The following is a 14,926-nucleotide window of genomic DNA, read 5'->3' on the forward strand; positions in this document are numbered from 1 at the left end:
CGCCCGGTTCCCCGCGAGGGGGCCGGGCGCTGTCGCATTCATACGCCGCGGAGGCCTCGAACGAGGAGGCAGGCCGCTGGTTCGAGGTATTTACCGGTCAGTCGTTTCCGGGGATTACCTCGAACGCGGAGGCAGGCCGCTACTGGCCGGTGCGGCCGTCGATGCACTCCCGGAGCAGGTCCGCGTGGCCGGCGTGCCGGGCGTACTCCTCGATGACGTGCACGAGGATGTCGCGGACCGAAGCGGTTTCGTCGTGCACGCTGACGTGCTCGGAGAGGTCCGAGTCGGCGTGGGCGTCGAGCCACTCGTCGGCCTTGGCGATCTCGGCCTTCCAGGTGGCGAAGGCGTCCTCGACGAGGGCCGAGTCGGGCTGGGCACCGTTGAAGTCGAGGTCGGGGTCGGCGTCGCTCTTGTACAGCCGTGCCCCCTCGATGCGCCTCTGCAGGACGCGCTGGAACCAGTGGTTCTCCACCTGGGCGAGGTGCCGCACCAGGCCGAGCAGGCTGAGCGTGCTCGGCGGCACGGACCGGCGGGCGAGCTCCTCGGCCCCGAGGCCCTCGCACTTCAGCTCGATGGTGAGGCGGTAGTTCGCGAGGTATTCGCGGTAGGTGGCCAGCTCACCGACGGGGTCGCCGTAGGTGCGTGGGTCCTGGTCGGGGGTGGTCCAGCGATCGCTCATCGCTCGACCCTACGAGAAGCGGGAGCCGGGGCCTCACGCCGAGCGCGGGGCGTACATGATCACGGCCACGCCGACGAGGCAGACCAGCGCACCGATGACGTCGTAGCGGTCCGGCCGGAACCCGTCGACCGCCATGCCCCACACGAGGGACCCCGCGACGAAGACGCCGCCGTAGGCCGCGAGGATCCGCCCGAAGTGCGCGTCGGGTTGCAGCGTCGCGACGAACCCGTAGAGGCCGAGTGCGATGACGCCGGCGCCGATCCAGACCCAGCCGCGGTGCTCGCGAACGCCCTGCCACACCAGCCAGGCGCCCCCGATCTCCGCGAGGGCGGCGAGGACGAAGAGCAGGAGCGATCGAGTCACGGTCATGGGTCGCAGTCTGGCAGCACGCGGCCGCGCATCAGTGAGCAGAGATGACGCCCATGACACCCAATCCTGCTCCCACACCACCGGCCCGTATGCCGCGGAGCCGGCCCCACGTCAGGGGTGCGAGGGAGCGGGTGGCGCCCCCGCGACCTCGAACGCCGTCTGGTCGGCGTAGCACCACCACCAGTCCTCGCCCGGCTCGAACGACCGGATGACGGGGTGGCCCTGATGCGAGTGCCAGTGGGCAGTGGCATGCCGCGACGGAGAGCTGTCACAGCAGCCCACGTGGCCGCAGGTCATGCAGAGGCGGAGGTGGACCCATGAGCCTCCGGACGCGAGGCAGTCCTCGCACCCCGGGGCGGACGGTTCGACGTCCCTGACCAGATCGAGGTGCTGACACGGTGAGGTCATCGCTGCAGTCCTTTCGCTCGCTGAGCCGCAGGAGGAATGGAGAAGGCGTCGAGCACGCCCTGCCGGCCCGCCGCCGCCCGGCTCGCGTAGCCGTACGAGCCGTGGTCACGCAACTCGGTGGCCGCCTCGACGAGCGCGCCGTAGGCCGCGAACGCGAACGAACCGCCGACGGAGATCCGCGCGGCGCCGAGCTGCGCGAGCTCGGCCACGGTCGGGCCGCCGGGGCGGGCGAGCACGTTCACGGGCCGGTCGACCGACTCGACGATCTGCCGCAGCACGTCGGGGTCGGTCGGACCCGGCGCGTAGAGCACGTCGGCGCCCGCCTCCTGGTAGGCCTGCAGCCGACGGATGGTGTCGTCGAGGTCCTGCAGGCCGTGGAAGAAGTTGTCCGCACGGGCGACCAGCACCATCCGGTCGGGGCCACCGTGCGCCGCTTCGACCGCGGCCCGGACCCGGTCGACGGCGAGGCCGAGCTCGTAGACGGGAGCGTCGGGACGGCCGGTGTGGTCCTCCACCGACGCCGCGACGATGCCGGCCCGAGCGGCCCACCGGATGGTGTCCGCCACCCCGTCGGGCTCGTCGGCCCAGCACCGCTCGAGGTCGGCGTTGACGGGCAGCCCGGTAGCCTCACCCAGCTCGACCGCGTGTGCGATCGCCTCCTCGCGCGTGACGGAGCCGTCGAGGCGGCCCAGCGATGCGGCATACCCACTGCTCGTGGTCGCGAGGGCACGGAAGCCGAGGGACGCGAGCAGCCTGGCCGAGCCGAGGTCCCACGCGTTGGGCAGCAGGAGCGGGTCGCCCGGTCGGTGCAGGGCCAGGAAGTCGTCAGCTGGGGAGGCCATGACGCCACGGTACGTCGGGGCCGACGGGCTCAGGTATCGGCGACGCCCCGGCCCACGACCATCGACTCGAGCAGGGCGGACGGCAGCCGCTCGGCGGTCTGTCGGTCAAGCTGCGCACCGAGGCCGTCCAGCACGGCCGTGAAGAAGCAGCGGGCGGCGGCCGCGAAGACGACGTCGGCGATGTCGCCGTCGCTGAGCCCCACCTCGCGGAGCCGGTCCACGTCGGCGGCCTCGATGGACGCCGCGTCGCTCGCCACCTTCGCTGCGAACTCGTACACCGCGCGATCCTCCGGGTCGAGGGCGGCGCCGTCCGGCTGCTCGGCGATGGCCCGCATGGTCGCGTCGTCCCCGCAGATGTCGCGCAGGAACGTCGAGTGGGCGGCGGTGCAGTAGGTGGACCGCCGGGCCCGTGCGGCAGCGATCGTCGCGATCTCGAAGCGGCGCCGGTCCATTGCCCCGCGAATGGTCGTGTTGAGCAGGTCCCAGGCGCGCGCCACGTCGGGGCGGGTGGAGAACGCGCCGGCGTAGTTGGGCAGGAATCCCCAGGCCGCGCGCTGACGCTCGTAGTACTCGGCGAGGTCGGCCTCGGCGGCGTCCTCGCTCAGCGGCGAGATGAACATCTCGTCATTGTCGCCCGGCCCTGCCCGGCGCGAGCGCGGTTTGGCGACACCCGTCGGTTCCGACGAACCCAACAGGCGGTATGCCGCTCAGCCGGCTCGGGTATCGACCCGCGTCGGGGAGCTGGTGAGCGGCATACCGGCCGTCGGGGTCAGGGGGAGATGTGGTCCAGGTGCCGCGCCCGGGTGTGCGGCGTGAACTGCACGAGGATCGCGGCGACGACGAGGAAGCCGGAGATCAGCAGCAGGGCCTGCACGACGGACAGGTTGGGCAGGAAGGGGGCGATGACGAGGACGCCGATGCCACCGCCGATGTGTCCGACACCGTCCACCACGGCGAAGCCGGTCGTTCTGGCCCGGGTCGGGAAGCTCTCCGCGGACAGCGCGTACGTCGGGGAGACCCACATGTTGAATCCCGCGAAGATGATGAACGCCCCGATGAACGAGACCCAGACCTTCGTGCCCGCCGCCGCGACGATGAGGGCACCGACGATCGTGACGACCGCGGCGATGGGGAGCCAGTACCGCCGCTCGAGGTGCTCGACGAAGACGCTCATCACCGCGGCCTCCGCGACGAAGCCGAACGTCCCGACCGCGGCGATCACGCCCGCCTCCGGCGGCGGGTACTTCAGCGCGGACAGGACGCTCGTGAAGCCGGCGGCGTAGGAGTAGACGGTGATGTAGCCGATGAACCAGACGAGGAAGAGCAGGATCATCCGGCGCACATAGAGCGGGTTGGTGAAGAGGTCGCGGTAGGGCAACGGCGCGGGCGGGGTGACCGCTCCCCCGACCTCCTCGATGTGGGGCGGGGCGAGCGGGCCGCGCTTCGCGGCGCGCGCCTCCATGTCCGAGACGATCCGGTCGGCTTCCTCGAGGCGATGCTGCCCGATGAGCCATCGGGGTGACTCGGGCAGCTCGAAGCGGAGCAGGATCGCGACGAGGGCGAGCAGGGCGCCGATGGCGTACATCCAGCGCCACCCGTTCGTGAACCCCGGCCCGGCGAGCGCGAAGGGCAGGCCGTTCGGCCACGGGGTCGACTCCGTGGTGAGGATGAGGCCCAACCAGATCCCGACCAGGGCGCCGAGGGCCGACATGATGAAGATGAGCGTGGTGAACTTGGCCCGCGAGCGCCGCGGCGCGACCTCGCCGATGTAGGTGTTGACGATCGCGAGGTCGGCGCCGATGCCGATGCCGGTGACGGCCCGGGCGGCGTTGAAGTTCGCGTAGTCGCCGACGAACACGTTGTAGAGCGAGCCGAGGCCCGTGATGAGCATCGTGATGAGGAGCATGTTGCGCCGGCCGATCCGATCGGCGATCGGGCTCAGCACGAGGGTGCCGACGACATACCCGGCGAGGTTCAGCACGACGGGCAGCGGCAGCGAGTTGAGGGCGTTCTGCGGGGTGCAGCCGGGCTTGATCTCGATGCACGTCTGGATGAACGAGACGTTGATGTCGAAGATGTCGTAGAACGTGAAGAGGAAGCCGACCCCGATGATGCCGATGAACAGGTACGAGAGGCTCCACACTTCGAGCCTGTCCAGCCTGGCGATGATGCCCGGGCCGGTTGGCGTCCCGAGCGTTGGTGAACTTGCCTCTGTGGTCATGGAGCGTCACCTCCCACATCCGGGGTGGCCGGGACACGCGGGCCGTTTCTTCCCCGGGTGCTTCCCCCCGTCCTATTCGCGGACCCTGAGAACCGGCTGGGAGCCGACCGCATCGGGGGACGATATGTGTTCGACCAGGTGGGCTAGGTTCTCCTGACGTGAACTGGATCGACGAGCTGAGGTGGCGGCTGGAGCCGGTCGGCGGCACCGTCTCGCTGGACCGGCCGACGTTGCTGGTCGTGGCCGGCTGCGCACTCGTCGCCGTCGCCGTCGTGCCCCTGTGGCGGGTCCTGCGCCTCGCGGTGACCCTCGTCCACGAGCTCGGCCACGCCCTGACCGGGATGGCGGTCGGGCGACGTTTCACCGGGTTCGTCCTCCGCGGCGACATGTCCGGGCACGCCGTGACCGTGGGAAAGCCGCGGGGACCGGGGCGGGTCCTCTCCACGTGGGCCGGCTACCCGGCTCCAGCGGTGGTCGGCGCGGCGATGGTCTGGCTCGCCGGGCGTGGCTGGGCGGCGGCCTCCACCGCGGTCGTCCTCGTTGCGCTCCTCGTCGCGCTGGTCCGGGTGCGCTCGGCGCTCACGCTCGTCGTCATGGTCGCGGCCCTGGCCGGCACCGCAGCCCTCTGGTGGTGGCGCGACGACGGGCTTCAGGCACGGGTGCTGGTCGGCGCCGGCATCGTCCTCGTGATCGGGGCGTGGCGACACCTGGCGGCGGTCTGGGGCTCGGCCGACCGGTCGAGTGATCCGCGGGTGCTCGCCTCGCTGACGCGCCTGCCCACCGTCGTGTGGAACCTGACCTTCGCGGCGGTCTGTGCCGGCGCCTCGTGGGTCGTGGCCGTCGAGATCCTGCACGTCTGGCGCTAGCTGTCGACCGTTCCGGGGCGGATGGTTAGCGAAGCGGTCGGCCGAACCGTGGCGTGCACCGGTCGTACGCTGGAGCGTGGCAGGTCGGTGGCTCGCCCTCGGTGCCGGAGCGCTGGTCGCGGTGGGCGCCGGCTGCAGTGCCGCCCCACCGGAGGTCCAGATGACGCGCGACCAGCCCACGATGACCGTGACGAGCGACGCCTTCACCGATGGCGGCGCCATCCCCCGCCGCTTCTCCTGCGACGGGCCCGGCGAGGTGCCGTCGCTGTCGTGGCACGGCACTCCCGCGGGCACCGGCGCCCAGGCGATCGTCGTCGACGATCCCGACGCACCGAGCGGGACGTTCACCCACTGGGTCGTCCTCGATCTCCCCGCAGACCTGCGCACCCTGACCGACGGATCGCTGCCCTCCGGCGCAGCGCAGGCGAAGAACTCCGGCGGGCGGACTGGCTGGTACCCGCCGTGCCCCCCGAGCGGCACCCACCACTACCGCTTCACCGTGTATGCGCTCAAGCGGCCGACCGGGCTCTCGAACGACGCGACCCTCGACGCCGCGCTACGGGCGATCGGTGCCGACGCCATCGCCTCGGGTCGGCTCACCGGCACCTACTCCCGCTGACCGCGGCTGGGGCAGCAGCGCCCCCTCGAGGAACCGGTACGTCAGGTCGATGTAGGCGTCGCGCGCCCAGCCCCGGCCCAGCACCAGCAGCTCGTACAGCTCGCCGGCCGCGACCAGGAGGACGTCCCGAACCTGGTCGGCGGTGAGGCCCTGACGCACGTATCCGCCGTCGACCAGGTACGCGGCGTTGTGCGCCATCCGCTCCCGGCGTGCGCTCTCGAAGTCGTCGAAGAGACGCTGGGCACCCTCGTCGACCTGCGCGGCGGCCCGGATGACGGCGTTCATCGGCGCACCCAGCTCGCTCACCTCCGCCGACAGGACGGCCCAGTTCCGCAGGATCTCGCGGGGATCGCGAGCCGAGGCGGAGACCTCGTCGGACCGCTCCTCCGCCGGGCGGGGACCCTGTCCGAGCAGCGCCTGCTGCCAGACGGCCGCGGCGAGACCGGCCTTGGAGTCGAAGGACTTGTAGACGAGCTCGACACTGACTCCGGCCGCCTCGGCGACCTGCGGGACGGTCGTCGCGAGGTAGCCCCGGGCGAGGAAGCAGGCACGGGCCGCGTCGAGAACGCGAGCTCGGCGCTGCTCGGACTGGCGGCGCCGGCCGCTGGCGTCGTACCGGCGCCGCGGGCGCCCGTGGCTCTTGACGTCGTGCGCCACTCGGAGGACCCTTTCAATCAGATACACCTCACTGTATCGAATCTTCAAGACCGAGGTCACCATGTCCGATCCACTCGGGCTGCCACCGACGCTCGTCCGCCTGGTGACCGCCACCAACGCCCACGACCTCGAGGGCCTCGTCGCGTGCTTCGCCGACGACTACCGCCTCGAGATGCCAAACCACCCCACCCGCAACTTCACCGGCCCCGGGCAGGTGCGTCGCAACTGGGGGCAGTTCTTCACCCTCATCCCCGATATCTCCGGCACCATCACCGATGCCACCCCCGGTCCGGCCGACCGGTGGTGGACGGAGTGGGAGATGAGGGGAACGAGGCTCGACGGCAGCGCACACCTCATGCGCGGCGTCATGATCATCACCGTCGGGCCGGGCGAGGGCGACCTCATCCGCGCCAACCGCTTCTACCTCGAGCCCACCGACCTGGACGAGGCGGCACCGGCTGTCGATGCCGCCGTGGCCGCCCTCACCACGGGCAGCCCGTCATGATCACCATCGTCGGCGGCACCGGCCGGCTCGGCCGCCTCGTCGCCGCGCACCTCGTCGCGGAGGGGCACCCGGTCCGGCTCGTCGGGCGGTCGCCCCGCAGCGACCTGCCCGACGGCACCGAGTTCGTCGCCGCCGACGTCCGCCGGCCCGAGGTGCTGGCTGACGCCGTGGGTGGGTCGACCGTCGTCGTCTCCGCCGTCCACGGGCTCGACCCCGCCAGCGGCGAGTCACCCGCGGAGATCGACCGGGACGGCAACCTCGCCCTGATCGCAGCAGCCCGGGCCGCCGGGGCGGACATCGTCCTCGTGTCGAGCATCGACGCAGCCTTCGACCACCCCATGGAGCTCATGCGGATGAAGGCCGTCGCGGAGCGCGAGCTCCACGACAACCAGCCCGGACGACCCGACTGGACGGTCGTGCGGCCCACCGCCTACGCCGAGATGCACGCCGACCTGCTGCGGCAGACGGTCGGGCGCGGGGGCATCCCGCGGGTCTTCGGCGCAGGCACCAACCCGATCAACTTCGTCAGCGTCCGGGACGTCGCCGCCGTGGTCCACCGTGCCATCGTGGACCCGGTGCTGCGGGGCGAGATCATCGAGGTGGGGGGACCGGACGACCTGACCATGACGGAGCTGGCACGACTCGTGACCGGGCAGCAGAAGGTCGGCCACGTCCCGCCCTTGGCGCTGCGGACGATGTCCGCACTCCTGGCCCGGGCGCGGCCGGCGCAGGCCCGCCTCGCGCGGATGGCCTTGCAACTGGACACGCTGCCCATGACCTTCGACACGACGGCAGCGCACGCAGCGCACCCGTGGTTGCCCTGCACGCCGGTCGCCGAGGCCCTCCTCACGGGTTCGCGGGTCCACTGACGCGCGCCCCGGGACGATTCCCTCCGGGAGCCGGCTGAGCGGCATACCCCCTGAATCGGTATGCCGCTCAGCCTGCTCCGCGCTGGGGGCTGACCTGCCGCGCACCCTCCCCCGGTGATGACGCGAGGCCGCGGGTGGACACGACGAGGCTGCTGGCCACGATCACCGCGATCCCCACCCACTCGTGGGCGTGCAGGTCCTGCCGGAGCAGCAGCCACCCGGCGAACGCGGCCCAGACCGGGTTCAGGCTGGTCAGCGTGCCGAAGAGCTGCGGCGGCACGCGGCGCAGAGTGACCAGGTCGGCGGCGTAGGGGATGGCCGAGGAGAGCAACCCGCACCCGACGGCGAGCGCGACGGCCGGGAGGCTCGGCAGGTGGGTGACGAACCAGACCACCGCGATCGGGGTCCAGGCCGCGGCGCTCACGACACTCGCGGCGGCCGTGCCCCGGATCCCCGGGAGGCGCTGGCCGAGGGCGCGGTTGAGCAGGATGTATGAGGCCCAGCAGGCCGCAGCGACGAGCGCGAGCCCCACACCGATGACGTCGGTCGTGGGCCCGGGGCTGGTGAGGACGACGACACCCGCGCCGGCCAGGGCGGCGCAAGCGAGGTCCATCACACGGCGCGAGCTGGCGATGGCCACGGCGAGCGGCCCGAGGAACTCCAGCGTGACACCGAGGCCGAGGCCGATCCGCTGGATGGAGGCGTAGAGGGTGAGGTTCATCAGGCCGAACACGCCGGCGAGGGCCAGGACGAGCCACCACTCGTCCCGCCGGAGGCTGCGGAAGCGTGGGCGGGCCACCGGGGCGAGGACGAGCGCCGTCACGAACTGGCGGACCGCGACGACGCCCACCGGTCCGATGGCGGGGAAGGCCATCGCGCCGAGCGCGGCGCCTGCCTGGTTCGACGCCGAGCTGGCGAGCATCACGCCGATGCCGGCCCCACGCTGGCGACGCGTCGCCACCGCGGGCGACAGCGGCACCCGAGCAACGGGGAGCGGCTCGAGGTGGTGGGCGTCGGACACGGTCATGGAACGACCGTAGGGTGGTGGACGCCATACACCTAGTGCAGGTTTCGGAGGTGCCATACGCTTCGGTTATGGATTGGACGCTGCGTGAGCTGCGGTTCTTCGTCACCGCCGCCGACGAGGGCTCCTTCACGGACGCGGCCGCGCGGCTCTACGTCTCCCAGGCCGCGGTCTCCCGCACGATCGCGGGGCTGGAGCACGAGGTCGGTGAGCGGCTGCTGCGCCGCGTCCCCCGGGGATGCGAGCTGACGAGCACCGGCCAGCAGCTGCTGCCGCTCGCGCGGCGGGTGCTCGCAGAGGCCGACCGGTTCACTGAGTTCGTCCACTCCCGTCACGGCGTCCTCCGGCTCGGCTACGCCTGGGCGGCGCTCGGCCGGCACACCGCGCGGCTCCAGCGCGAGTGGGCGCGACAGCACGACTCGATCGAGCTCGAGATGGTGCGGCACAGCTCGCTGACCGCCGGGCTGAGCGAGGGCCTGTGCGACGTCGCGATCGCCCGGCGCGCCGTCGAGGACCGGCGATTCGACTCGGTCGTGGTCGGGCTCGAGCGGCGGCTCGTCGCCTTCGCCTCTGACGACCCGCAGTGGGCGCGGCGGCGACAGCTGAGCATGGCCGAGATCGCCGACCGGACCGTCATCATCGACCCACGTGTCGGCACGACGAGCAGCGCGCTGTGGGCGGGCGCGGACCATGCGCCGCGCTTCGAGGAGTCGTCCGACGTGGACAGCTGGCTCGATGCGATCGCCGCCGGCCGGGGTGTCGGGACGACCGCGGAGGCCACCGCCCACCACCACCCTCGGCCGGGCGTCACGTACCGGCCGATCAAGGACGGCCCGCGCATCCCGGTCCGGCTGGTGTGGTGGCGCGACGACCGCCCGGCCGGCCTCGCGGACCTGGTCGACGCGGTGACGAGGCTCTACGCAGGTCCCTGACCTCGTCAGGCATCAGTCCGCGCCTCGCTCTCTCCCCGGACCTCGCCCGAGCGGGACCAGGGTCCCCGTCCGGCGGCTGCCTGGAGGGTGATCAGTAGCAGGTGTGACGGATGGGGTGGACCGCTCACTCGACGGAGGAGGGTGGGGGTCGAATCCGAGCGTATGCCGCAGATCCAACTCAACGGCAAACAGCCGGGCTTGCGGGTGGCGGCCATGATGGCGCACGAGGCTCAGAGGACCGCCAACCCTGGGAGTGCCAACGCTCGGGCGGCGGTCGTGCCCGTCACCTCCGCGTGCGCCCGCCGCCGGAGGTGTGCCACTGTGGTCGGATGGCTAGCGCGACCCCTGGGAAGACCGCATCCACGCCCCGCGAGCTGACCATCCGGGGCATCATCCTCGGCGGCGTCATCACGCTCGTCTTCACGGCGGCGAACGTCTACCTCGGGCTCAAGGTCGGCCTGACCTTCGCGACATCGATCCCGGCCGCGGTGATCTCCATGGCGATCCTGCGCCGGGTGCGCGGGTCGAGCATTCAGGAGAACAACATCGTCCAGACGATCGCGTCGGCGGCCGGCACGCTCGCCGCGATCATCTTCGTGCTGCCCGGCCTCATCATCGTCGGCTGGTGGCAGAACTTCCCCTACTGGACCACGCTCGCGATCTGCATCATCGGTGGAGCGCTGGGCGTCATGTACACCGTGCCGCTGCGCCGGGCCCTCGTCACGAAGTCCGACCTGCCCTATCCGGAGGGCGTCGCGGCCGCCGAGGTGCTCAAGGTCGGTTCCCGGGCGGGCGCGGAGAGCGACAAGGCAAGCCTGCGGACGATCATCCTGGGCAGCGTCGTCTCGGCGGGGTTCGGCATCCTGGCCAAGCTCAAGGTCGTGTCGGACGGCCTCTCCACGGCCACGCGGATCGGCTCCGGCGCCATCGGGGGCTCGCTCAGCCTCTCCCTCTCGCTCATCGGGATCGGCCACCTTGTCGGGCTCGCCGTCGGCATCGCGATGTTCGTGGGCCTGGTGATCGGGTGGGGAGTCCTCGTGCCCGTCATGAGCTGGGGCAAGGCGGGGGCAGGCACCTCGATCTCGGACCTCGTGGACACCACCTTCACCCACGACGTCCGGTTCGTCGGCGCCGGCACCATGGCGGTCGCCGCGATCTGGGCGCTCGTGAAGATCGTCGGCCCGATCATCGGTGGCATCAAGGATGCGGCCGTCTCGGCGCGGGCCCGGCGCGCGGGCCAGTCCGTCGACCTGCAGGAGCAGGACCTGCCCATGAGCATGGTGGGCGGCTGGATCGTCGTCTCGCTCGTGCCGATCGCAGCCCTGCTCTGGATGTTCCTGGGCCAGACGCACCTCCAGGACGCCCGCGCGGGCACGATCATCGCCACCGTGCTGTTCACGGTCGTGATCGGAGCCGTCGTCGCGGCCATCTGCGGCTACATGGCCGGCCTCATCGGCTCGTCCAACAGCCCCATCTCGGGCGTCGGCATCCTCGTCACCCTGCTGCTGTCGCTGCTCATGGTCATCCTGCACGGCGCCGGCGGTGACCCCCAGCGCATCAAGGAGCTGGTCGCCTACACGCTGTTCGCGACGGCGATCATCTTCGCCATCGCGACCATCTCCAACGACAACCTGCAGGACCTCAAGACCGGCCAGCTCGTCGGCGCCACCCCGTGGAAGCAGCAGGTCTCGCTCGTCATCGGCGTCGTCTTCGGGGCACTGGTGATCGCCCCGGTGCTCGACCTGCTCAACAAGGCGTTCGGCTTCATCGGCGCGCCTGGCGTGGGCGCCAACGCGCTGCCCGCTCCCCAGGCCGGCCTGATCTCCGCGCTCGCCCAGGGCGTCTTCGGCGGCAAGCTCGACTGGGGCAAGGTCGGGCTCGGGATCGCCATCGGCGTGGTCATCATCATCATCGACGAGGTGCTCCGCCGCACGAACACCAACCGGAGCCTGCCCCCGCTCGCGGTCGGCATGGGCATCTACCTGCCGATGGACCTCACCGCGATGATCGCGGTCGGCGCCGTCCTCGGGACCATCCACAGCCGGTGGGCCGACCGCCAGTCCGACCCTGAGCGGGCGAAGCGGCTCGGTGTCCTCATGGCGACCGGCCTCATCGTCGGCGACAGCCTCTGGGGCGTCGCCTACGCCGCCATCGTCGTCGCCTCGGGAAAGGACGAGCCGATGGCCGTCGTCGGCGAGGGCTTCATGGGGTGGGCGAACGCGCTCGGCGTCATCGTCTTCGTGGCCGTGCTGGTCTGGATGTACAACACGGTGCGCCGTCGCTCGCATGACGCCCTCGGCCTCAGCAGCCCGGACTCCGACCATTAGCGCGAGGCGGCCGACGCGGCGGAGGCGCCCGGAAATCCGTGGCGGAAGACCGGGCTCACCCCGCAGCAGATCGTGGACCTTGCCGAGCAGCGCGGGTATGGCGCGGACACCAAGGCGGGCGAGATCCTCACCTGGCTCGCGGAGGACTTCGGTCTGGGACGGGGCCACGGGATGGCGCTCGTCCACGTCATCAAGAAGGGCCCCGTGATCAGTGACCGCCACGTCGGCTCGACCGGCACGCACCGGGACGCCTCCACCGTCCTGCGCCTCGACGGCGTGGCAGCCCGCGCGACGCAGGGCTGAGCCGGTCGCGGCATACCGCTTCGTGCTCGGTGCGGCGGGCGACCGGCAGCGGCCCCACCGCCAAGAACGGCACTGCGGCTCGAGATCTGGCGGCTGCCACAATGCAGCATGGCCTACGACGTCGAATCGGTCCGCGCCCACTTCCCCGCCCTCAAGGACGGGACCGCCTTCTTCGACGGACCCGGCGGGTCGCAGACGCCCGACGTGGTCGCCGAGGCCGTGGCGGCGACGCTGCTGTCGCCCATCTCCAACCGCGGTGACGTGACGGCGTCCGAACGGCGCGCCGACGAGACCGTCACCGAGGCACGCTCGGCCCTCGGCGACCTGCTCGCCGTCGACCCCCGCGGCATCGTCTTCGGGCGCTCGGCGACCGAGCTGACGTTCATGATGGCGCGGACGCTGTCGAGCGGGTGGGGGCCGGGCGACGAGGTCGTGGTCACGCGTCTCGACCACGACGGGAACGTCCGGCCCTGGGTCATCGCGGCCGAGGCGGCGGGAGCGACCGTCCGGTTCGCGGACTTCGACCCGGCCACGGGCGAGCTGACCGCCGAGGACGTCGCTGCGGTCGTCACTCCACGGACCCGGGTGGTCGCCGTCACGGCAGCCTCGAACCTCATCGGCACGCGCCCCGACCTGCCTGCCATCGCCGCCGTCGCCCACGACGCGGGCGCCCTGTTCCACGTCGACGGCGTGCACGCGACCGCCCACGTCTCCGTCGACGTGCCGGCGGAGGGTGCGGACGTGTGGGTGTGCTCGCCGTACAAGTTCCTCGGGCCGCACCACGGCGTCCTCGCGGCCGACCCCGCCCTGCTCGAGACCCTGCACCCCGCCAAGCTGGTCCCGTCGACCGATGTGGTCCCGGAGCGGTTCGAGCTCGGCACGCTTCCGTACGAGATGCTGGCCGGGAGCCGCGCCGCGGTCGACTTCCTCGCCACGCTCGCCGGTGACGCGGCGCCGGGCCCTACCCGCCGTGAGCGCCTCGTCGCGTCCTTCTCGGCACTTGAAGAGCACGAGGAGCGGCTCCTCGCCCGGCTCGAGGGTGAGCTCCGGTCACACCCGCGGATCCGCCTGCACAGCAATGCTGCCCGTCGCACACCGACCCTGCTCCTGACCATCGACGGCATCGACCCCCAGGAGGTACGCCGCCTGCTCGCCGAGCGGGACATCAACGCGCCGGCGGGCAACTTCTACGCCTGGGAGTGCTCGCACCACCTGGGGCTCGGCGCCGCGGGCGGCCTCCGGGTCGGGCTCGCGCCCTACACGAGCGAGTCGGACATCGACCGGCTCCTCGAGGGCCTCGTCGCCGCGCTCCAGTAGCCGCGACCGGCCCGACCGGCCCGAGCACCGCAGCCGCGCGCCGGTCAGACTGGGGCTGGGTGTTCCTCGCGAGGGCGCAGGCCCACGACCGCGGCGAGGATCAAGGCTCCCCCGAGCAGCGCCGGCCCCGCGAGGCGCTCACCGAGGAGCAGCGCGGCGATGAGCGCTGCCGACAGGGGCTCGACGAGCGTCGCAACCGTCGCGGCCGACCCCGACGTGGTCCGCAGCCCGGCGTAGAGCAGCGCATAGGACAGGCCCATCGTCGCGACCCCGAGGTAGACCAGAAGCACGAGGGACGCCGAACTCGAGGTGAGCACTGGCTCGCCGGTCGCGACGGCGAAGGCGAGGAACGGGGCGAGCAGCACTGCTCCCGCGGCGGTGGCGCACGTCGTCAGCGCGACCGTGTCGACCCGTTGCGCGAGCGTGTGGCCGAGCACCGTGGTGGCGGCGTAGGTCGCGCCCGCCGCGACGGCCAGGACGAGGCCGAGTGTCGGGTCGTTGCCGGGCGCGGAGGTCCCCTCTCCGGCAGTGGCACTGATGAGGACGAGTCCGGCGAGTGCGGCGGCCAGGACAGCCACCTCGCGCGCGGAGGGACGGGTCCGGGCGGTCAGGTGCTCCCAGACCGCCGCGAGGACGGGTGCCAGACCGAGCGAGACGACGGTCGCGACGCTGACCCCGACCATCAGGACGGAGACGAAGTAGAGGCCCTGGTAGACCGCGGTGCCGCACCCGACGAGGATCGCGAGCAGCGGGTGGGTGCGCATCGTCTCGCGCAGCCCGCGGACCCGACGGGTGACCAGGGCGAAGGCCATCAGCGCGACGGCACCGAGCAGCATCCGCCAGGCGCTGACCGTCATGGCACCCAGCCCGTCGCGCTCGTGCAGGAGCGTGACGACGACACCGCCGGTGCCCCACAGCACGCCCGCGGCACACACCTGGAGCAGCCCCATCCGGGCGCTCCTGGGGGAGCCAGCGTGCGGTGTCACCG

The 14,926-nt window shown here is 71.9% G+C and carries 16 protein-coding genes and 1 pseudogene; 8 read left to right on the top strand and 9 right to left on the bottom strand.

Annotated features, from left to right (window positions below; all coding sequences use genetic code 11):
* Positions 1-139: 139 nt before the first annotated feature.
* The 6 genes from ACTHJJ_RS17590 to ACTHJJ_RS17615 all read right to left on the bottom strand — a co-directional run bounded on the left by ACTHJJ_RS17590 (position 140) and on the right by ACTHJJ_RS17615 (position 4,519).
* On the bottom strand, positions 140-679 hold the full coding sequence (locus tag ACTHJJ_RS17590; RefSeq protein WP_440304243.1) for a DinB family protein: 540 nt from the start codon (positions 677-679) through the stop codon (positions 140-142).
* A 33-nt stretch (positions 680-712) separates the two neighbouring features.
* Complete coding sequence (locus ACTHJJ_RS17595) at positions 713-1,048, bottom strand: YnfA family protein (RefSeq protein ID WP_440304244.1); 336 nt, start codon at positions 1,046-1,048, stop codon at positions 713-715.
* Positions 1,049-1,159: 111 nt separating this feature from the next.
* Positions 1,160-1,456, bottom strand: coding sequence for a UBP-type zinc finger domain-containing protein (locus ACTHJJ_RS17600; RefSeq protein ID WP_440304245.1), 297 nt, complete (start codon positions 1,454-1,456; stop codon positions 1,160-1,162).
* Complete coding sequence (locus ACTHJJ_RS17605) at positions 1,453-2,298, bottom strand: isocitrate lyase/PEP mutase family protein (protein WP_440304246.1); 846 nt, start codon at positions 2,296-2,298, stop codon at positions 1,453-1,455. Before ACTHJJ_RS17605 ends, ACTHJJ_RS17600 begins: the two co-directional genes overlap by 4 nt.
* 29 nt (positions 2,299-2,327) lie before the next feature.
* Entirely contained in the window at positions 2,328-2,918 is a 591-nt protein-coding gene (locus ACTHJJ_RS17610) for a carboxymuconolactone decarboxylase family protein (protein WP_440304247.1), read from the bottom strand.
* Between the two features lie 149 nt (positions 2,919-3,067).
* Entirely contained in the window at positions 3,068-4,519 is a 1,452-nt protein-coding gene (locus ACTHJJ_RS17615; RefSeq protein WP_440304248.1) for an MFS transporter, read from the bottom strand.
* A gap of 158 nt (positions 4,520-4,677) precedes the next feature.
* On the opposite strand from ACTHJJ_RS17615, the gene ACTHJJ_RS17620 reads away from it, so the two are divergent.
* Both ACTHJJ_RS17620 and ACTHJJ_RS17625 read left to right on the top strand, forming a co-directional pair.
* Positions 4,678-5,385, top strand: a complete 708-nt coding sequence (locus ACTHJJ_RS17620) for a M50 family metallopeptidase (protein ID WP_440304249.1) — start codon at positions 4,678-4,680, stop codon at positions 5,383-5,385.
* 76 nt (positions 5,386-5,461) lie between these two features.
* The gene (locus ACTHJJ_RS17625) at positions 5,462-6,004 is read left to right on the top strand and encodes a YbhB/YbcL family Raf kinase inhibitor-like protein (protein ID WP_440304250.1); all 543 of its coding nucleotides are present in this window, start codon (positions 5,462-5,464) and stop codon (positions 6,002-6,004) included.
* Here the strand turns inward: ACTHJJ_RS17625 and ACTHJJ_RS17630 are convergent.
* Positions 5,942-6,661, bottom strand: coding sequence for a TetR/AcrR family transcriptional regulator (locus ACTHJJ_RS17630; RefSeq protein WP_440304251.1), 720 nt, complete (start codon positions 6,659-6,661; stop codon positions 5,942-5,944). The two genes, ACTHJJ_RS17625 and ACTHJJ_RS17630, sit on opposite strands and share 63 nt — an antisense overlap.
* 61 nt (positions 6,662-6,722) lie before the next feature.
* Here ACTHJJ_RS17630 and ACTHJJ_RS17635 point away from each other — a divergent pair, with 61 nt between their 5' ends.
* Together ACTHJJ_RS17635 and ACTHJJ_RS17640 are read left to right on the top strand one after the other, a co-directional pair.
* Positions 6,723-7,166: a nuclear transport factor 2 family protein gene (locus ACTHJJ_RS17635; protein ID WP_440304252.1), complete on the top strand. Its 444-nt coding sequence runs from the start codon at positions 6,723-6,725 to the stop codon at positions 7,164-7,166.
* The gene (locus tag ACTHJJ_RS17640) at positions 7,163-8,035 is read left to right on the top strand and encodes an SDR family oxidoreductase (protein WP_440304253.1); all 873 of its coding nucleotides are present in this window, start codon (positions 7,163-7,165) and stop codon (positions 8,033-8,035) included. Before ACTHJJ_RS17635 ends, ACTHJJ_RS17640 begins: the two co-directional genes overlap by 4 nt.
* A gap of 67 nt (positions 8,036-8,102) precedes the next feature.
* On the opposite strand, the gene ACTHJJ_RS17645 is transcribed toward ACTHJJ_RS17640, so the two are convergent.
* On the bottom strand, positions 8,103-9,062 hold the full coding sequence (locus ACTHJJ_RS17645) for an EamA family transporter (RefSeq protein ID WP_440304254.1): 960 nt from the start codon (positions 9,060-9,062) through the stop codon (positions 8,103-8,105).
* Positions 9,063-9,130: 68 nt separating this feature from the next.
* Between ACTHJJ_RS17645 and ACTHJJ_RS17650 the strand changes: the two genes are divergently transcribed.
* The 4 genes and pseudogenes from ACTHJJ_RS17650 (at position 9,131) to ACTHJJ_RS17665 (ending at position 13,938) form a co-directional block, all read left to right on the top strand.
* Entirely contained in the window at positions 9,131-9,991 is an 861-nt protein-coding gene (locus ACTHJJ_RS17650; RefSeq protein WP_440304255.1) for a LysR family transcriptional regulator, read from the top strand.
* Between the two features lie 329 nt (positions 9,992-10,320).
* Positions 10,321-12,318 carry an OPT family oligopeptide transporter gene (locus ACTHJJ_RS17655; RefSeq protein ID WP_440304256.1) on the top strand — a complete coding sequence of 666 codons (1,998 nt, stop codon included), beginning with the start codon at positions 10,321-10,323 and terminating at the stop codon, positions 12,316-12,318.
* Positions 12,319-12,363: 45 nt separating this feature from the next.
* Positions 12,364-12,621 (top strand): annotated as a pseudogene (locus tag ACTHJJ_RS17660) (DUF4287 domain-containing protein); the annotation flags it as partial.
* 108 nt (positions 12,622-12,729) lie between these two features.
* Entirely contained in the window at positions 12,730-13,938 is a 1,209-nt protein-coding gene (locus ACTHJJ_RS17665; protein ID WP_440304257.1) for a cysteine desulfurase-like protein, read from the top strand.
* 44 nt (positions 13,939-13,982) lie between these two features.
* Here ACTHJJ_RS17665 and ACTHJJ_RS17670 read toward each other — a convergent pair whose 3' ends face one another.
* Positions 13,983-14,924: a DMT family transporter gene (locus tag ACTHJJ_RS17670; protein ID WP_440304258.1), complete on the bottom strand. Its 942-nt coding sequence runs from the start codon at positions 14,922-14,924 to the stop codon at positions 13,983-13,985.
* Positions 14,925-14,926 lie beyond the last annotated feature (2 nt).

The organism is Intrasporangium sp., from assembly GCF_051961875.1.
Classification (GTDB): Bacteria; Actinomycetota; Actinomycetes; order Actinomycetales; family Dermatophilaceae; genus Intrasporangium_A.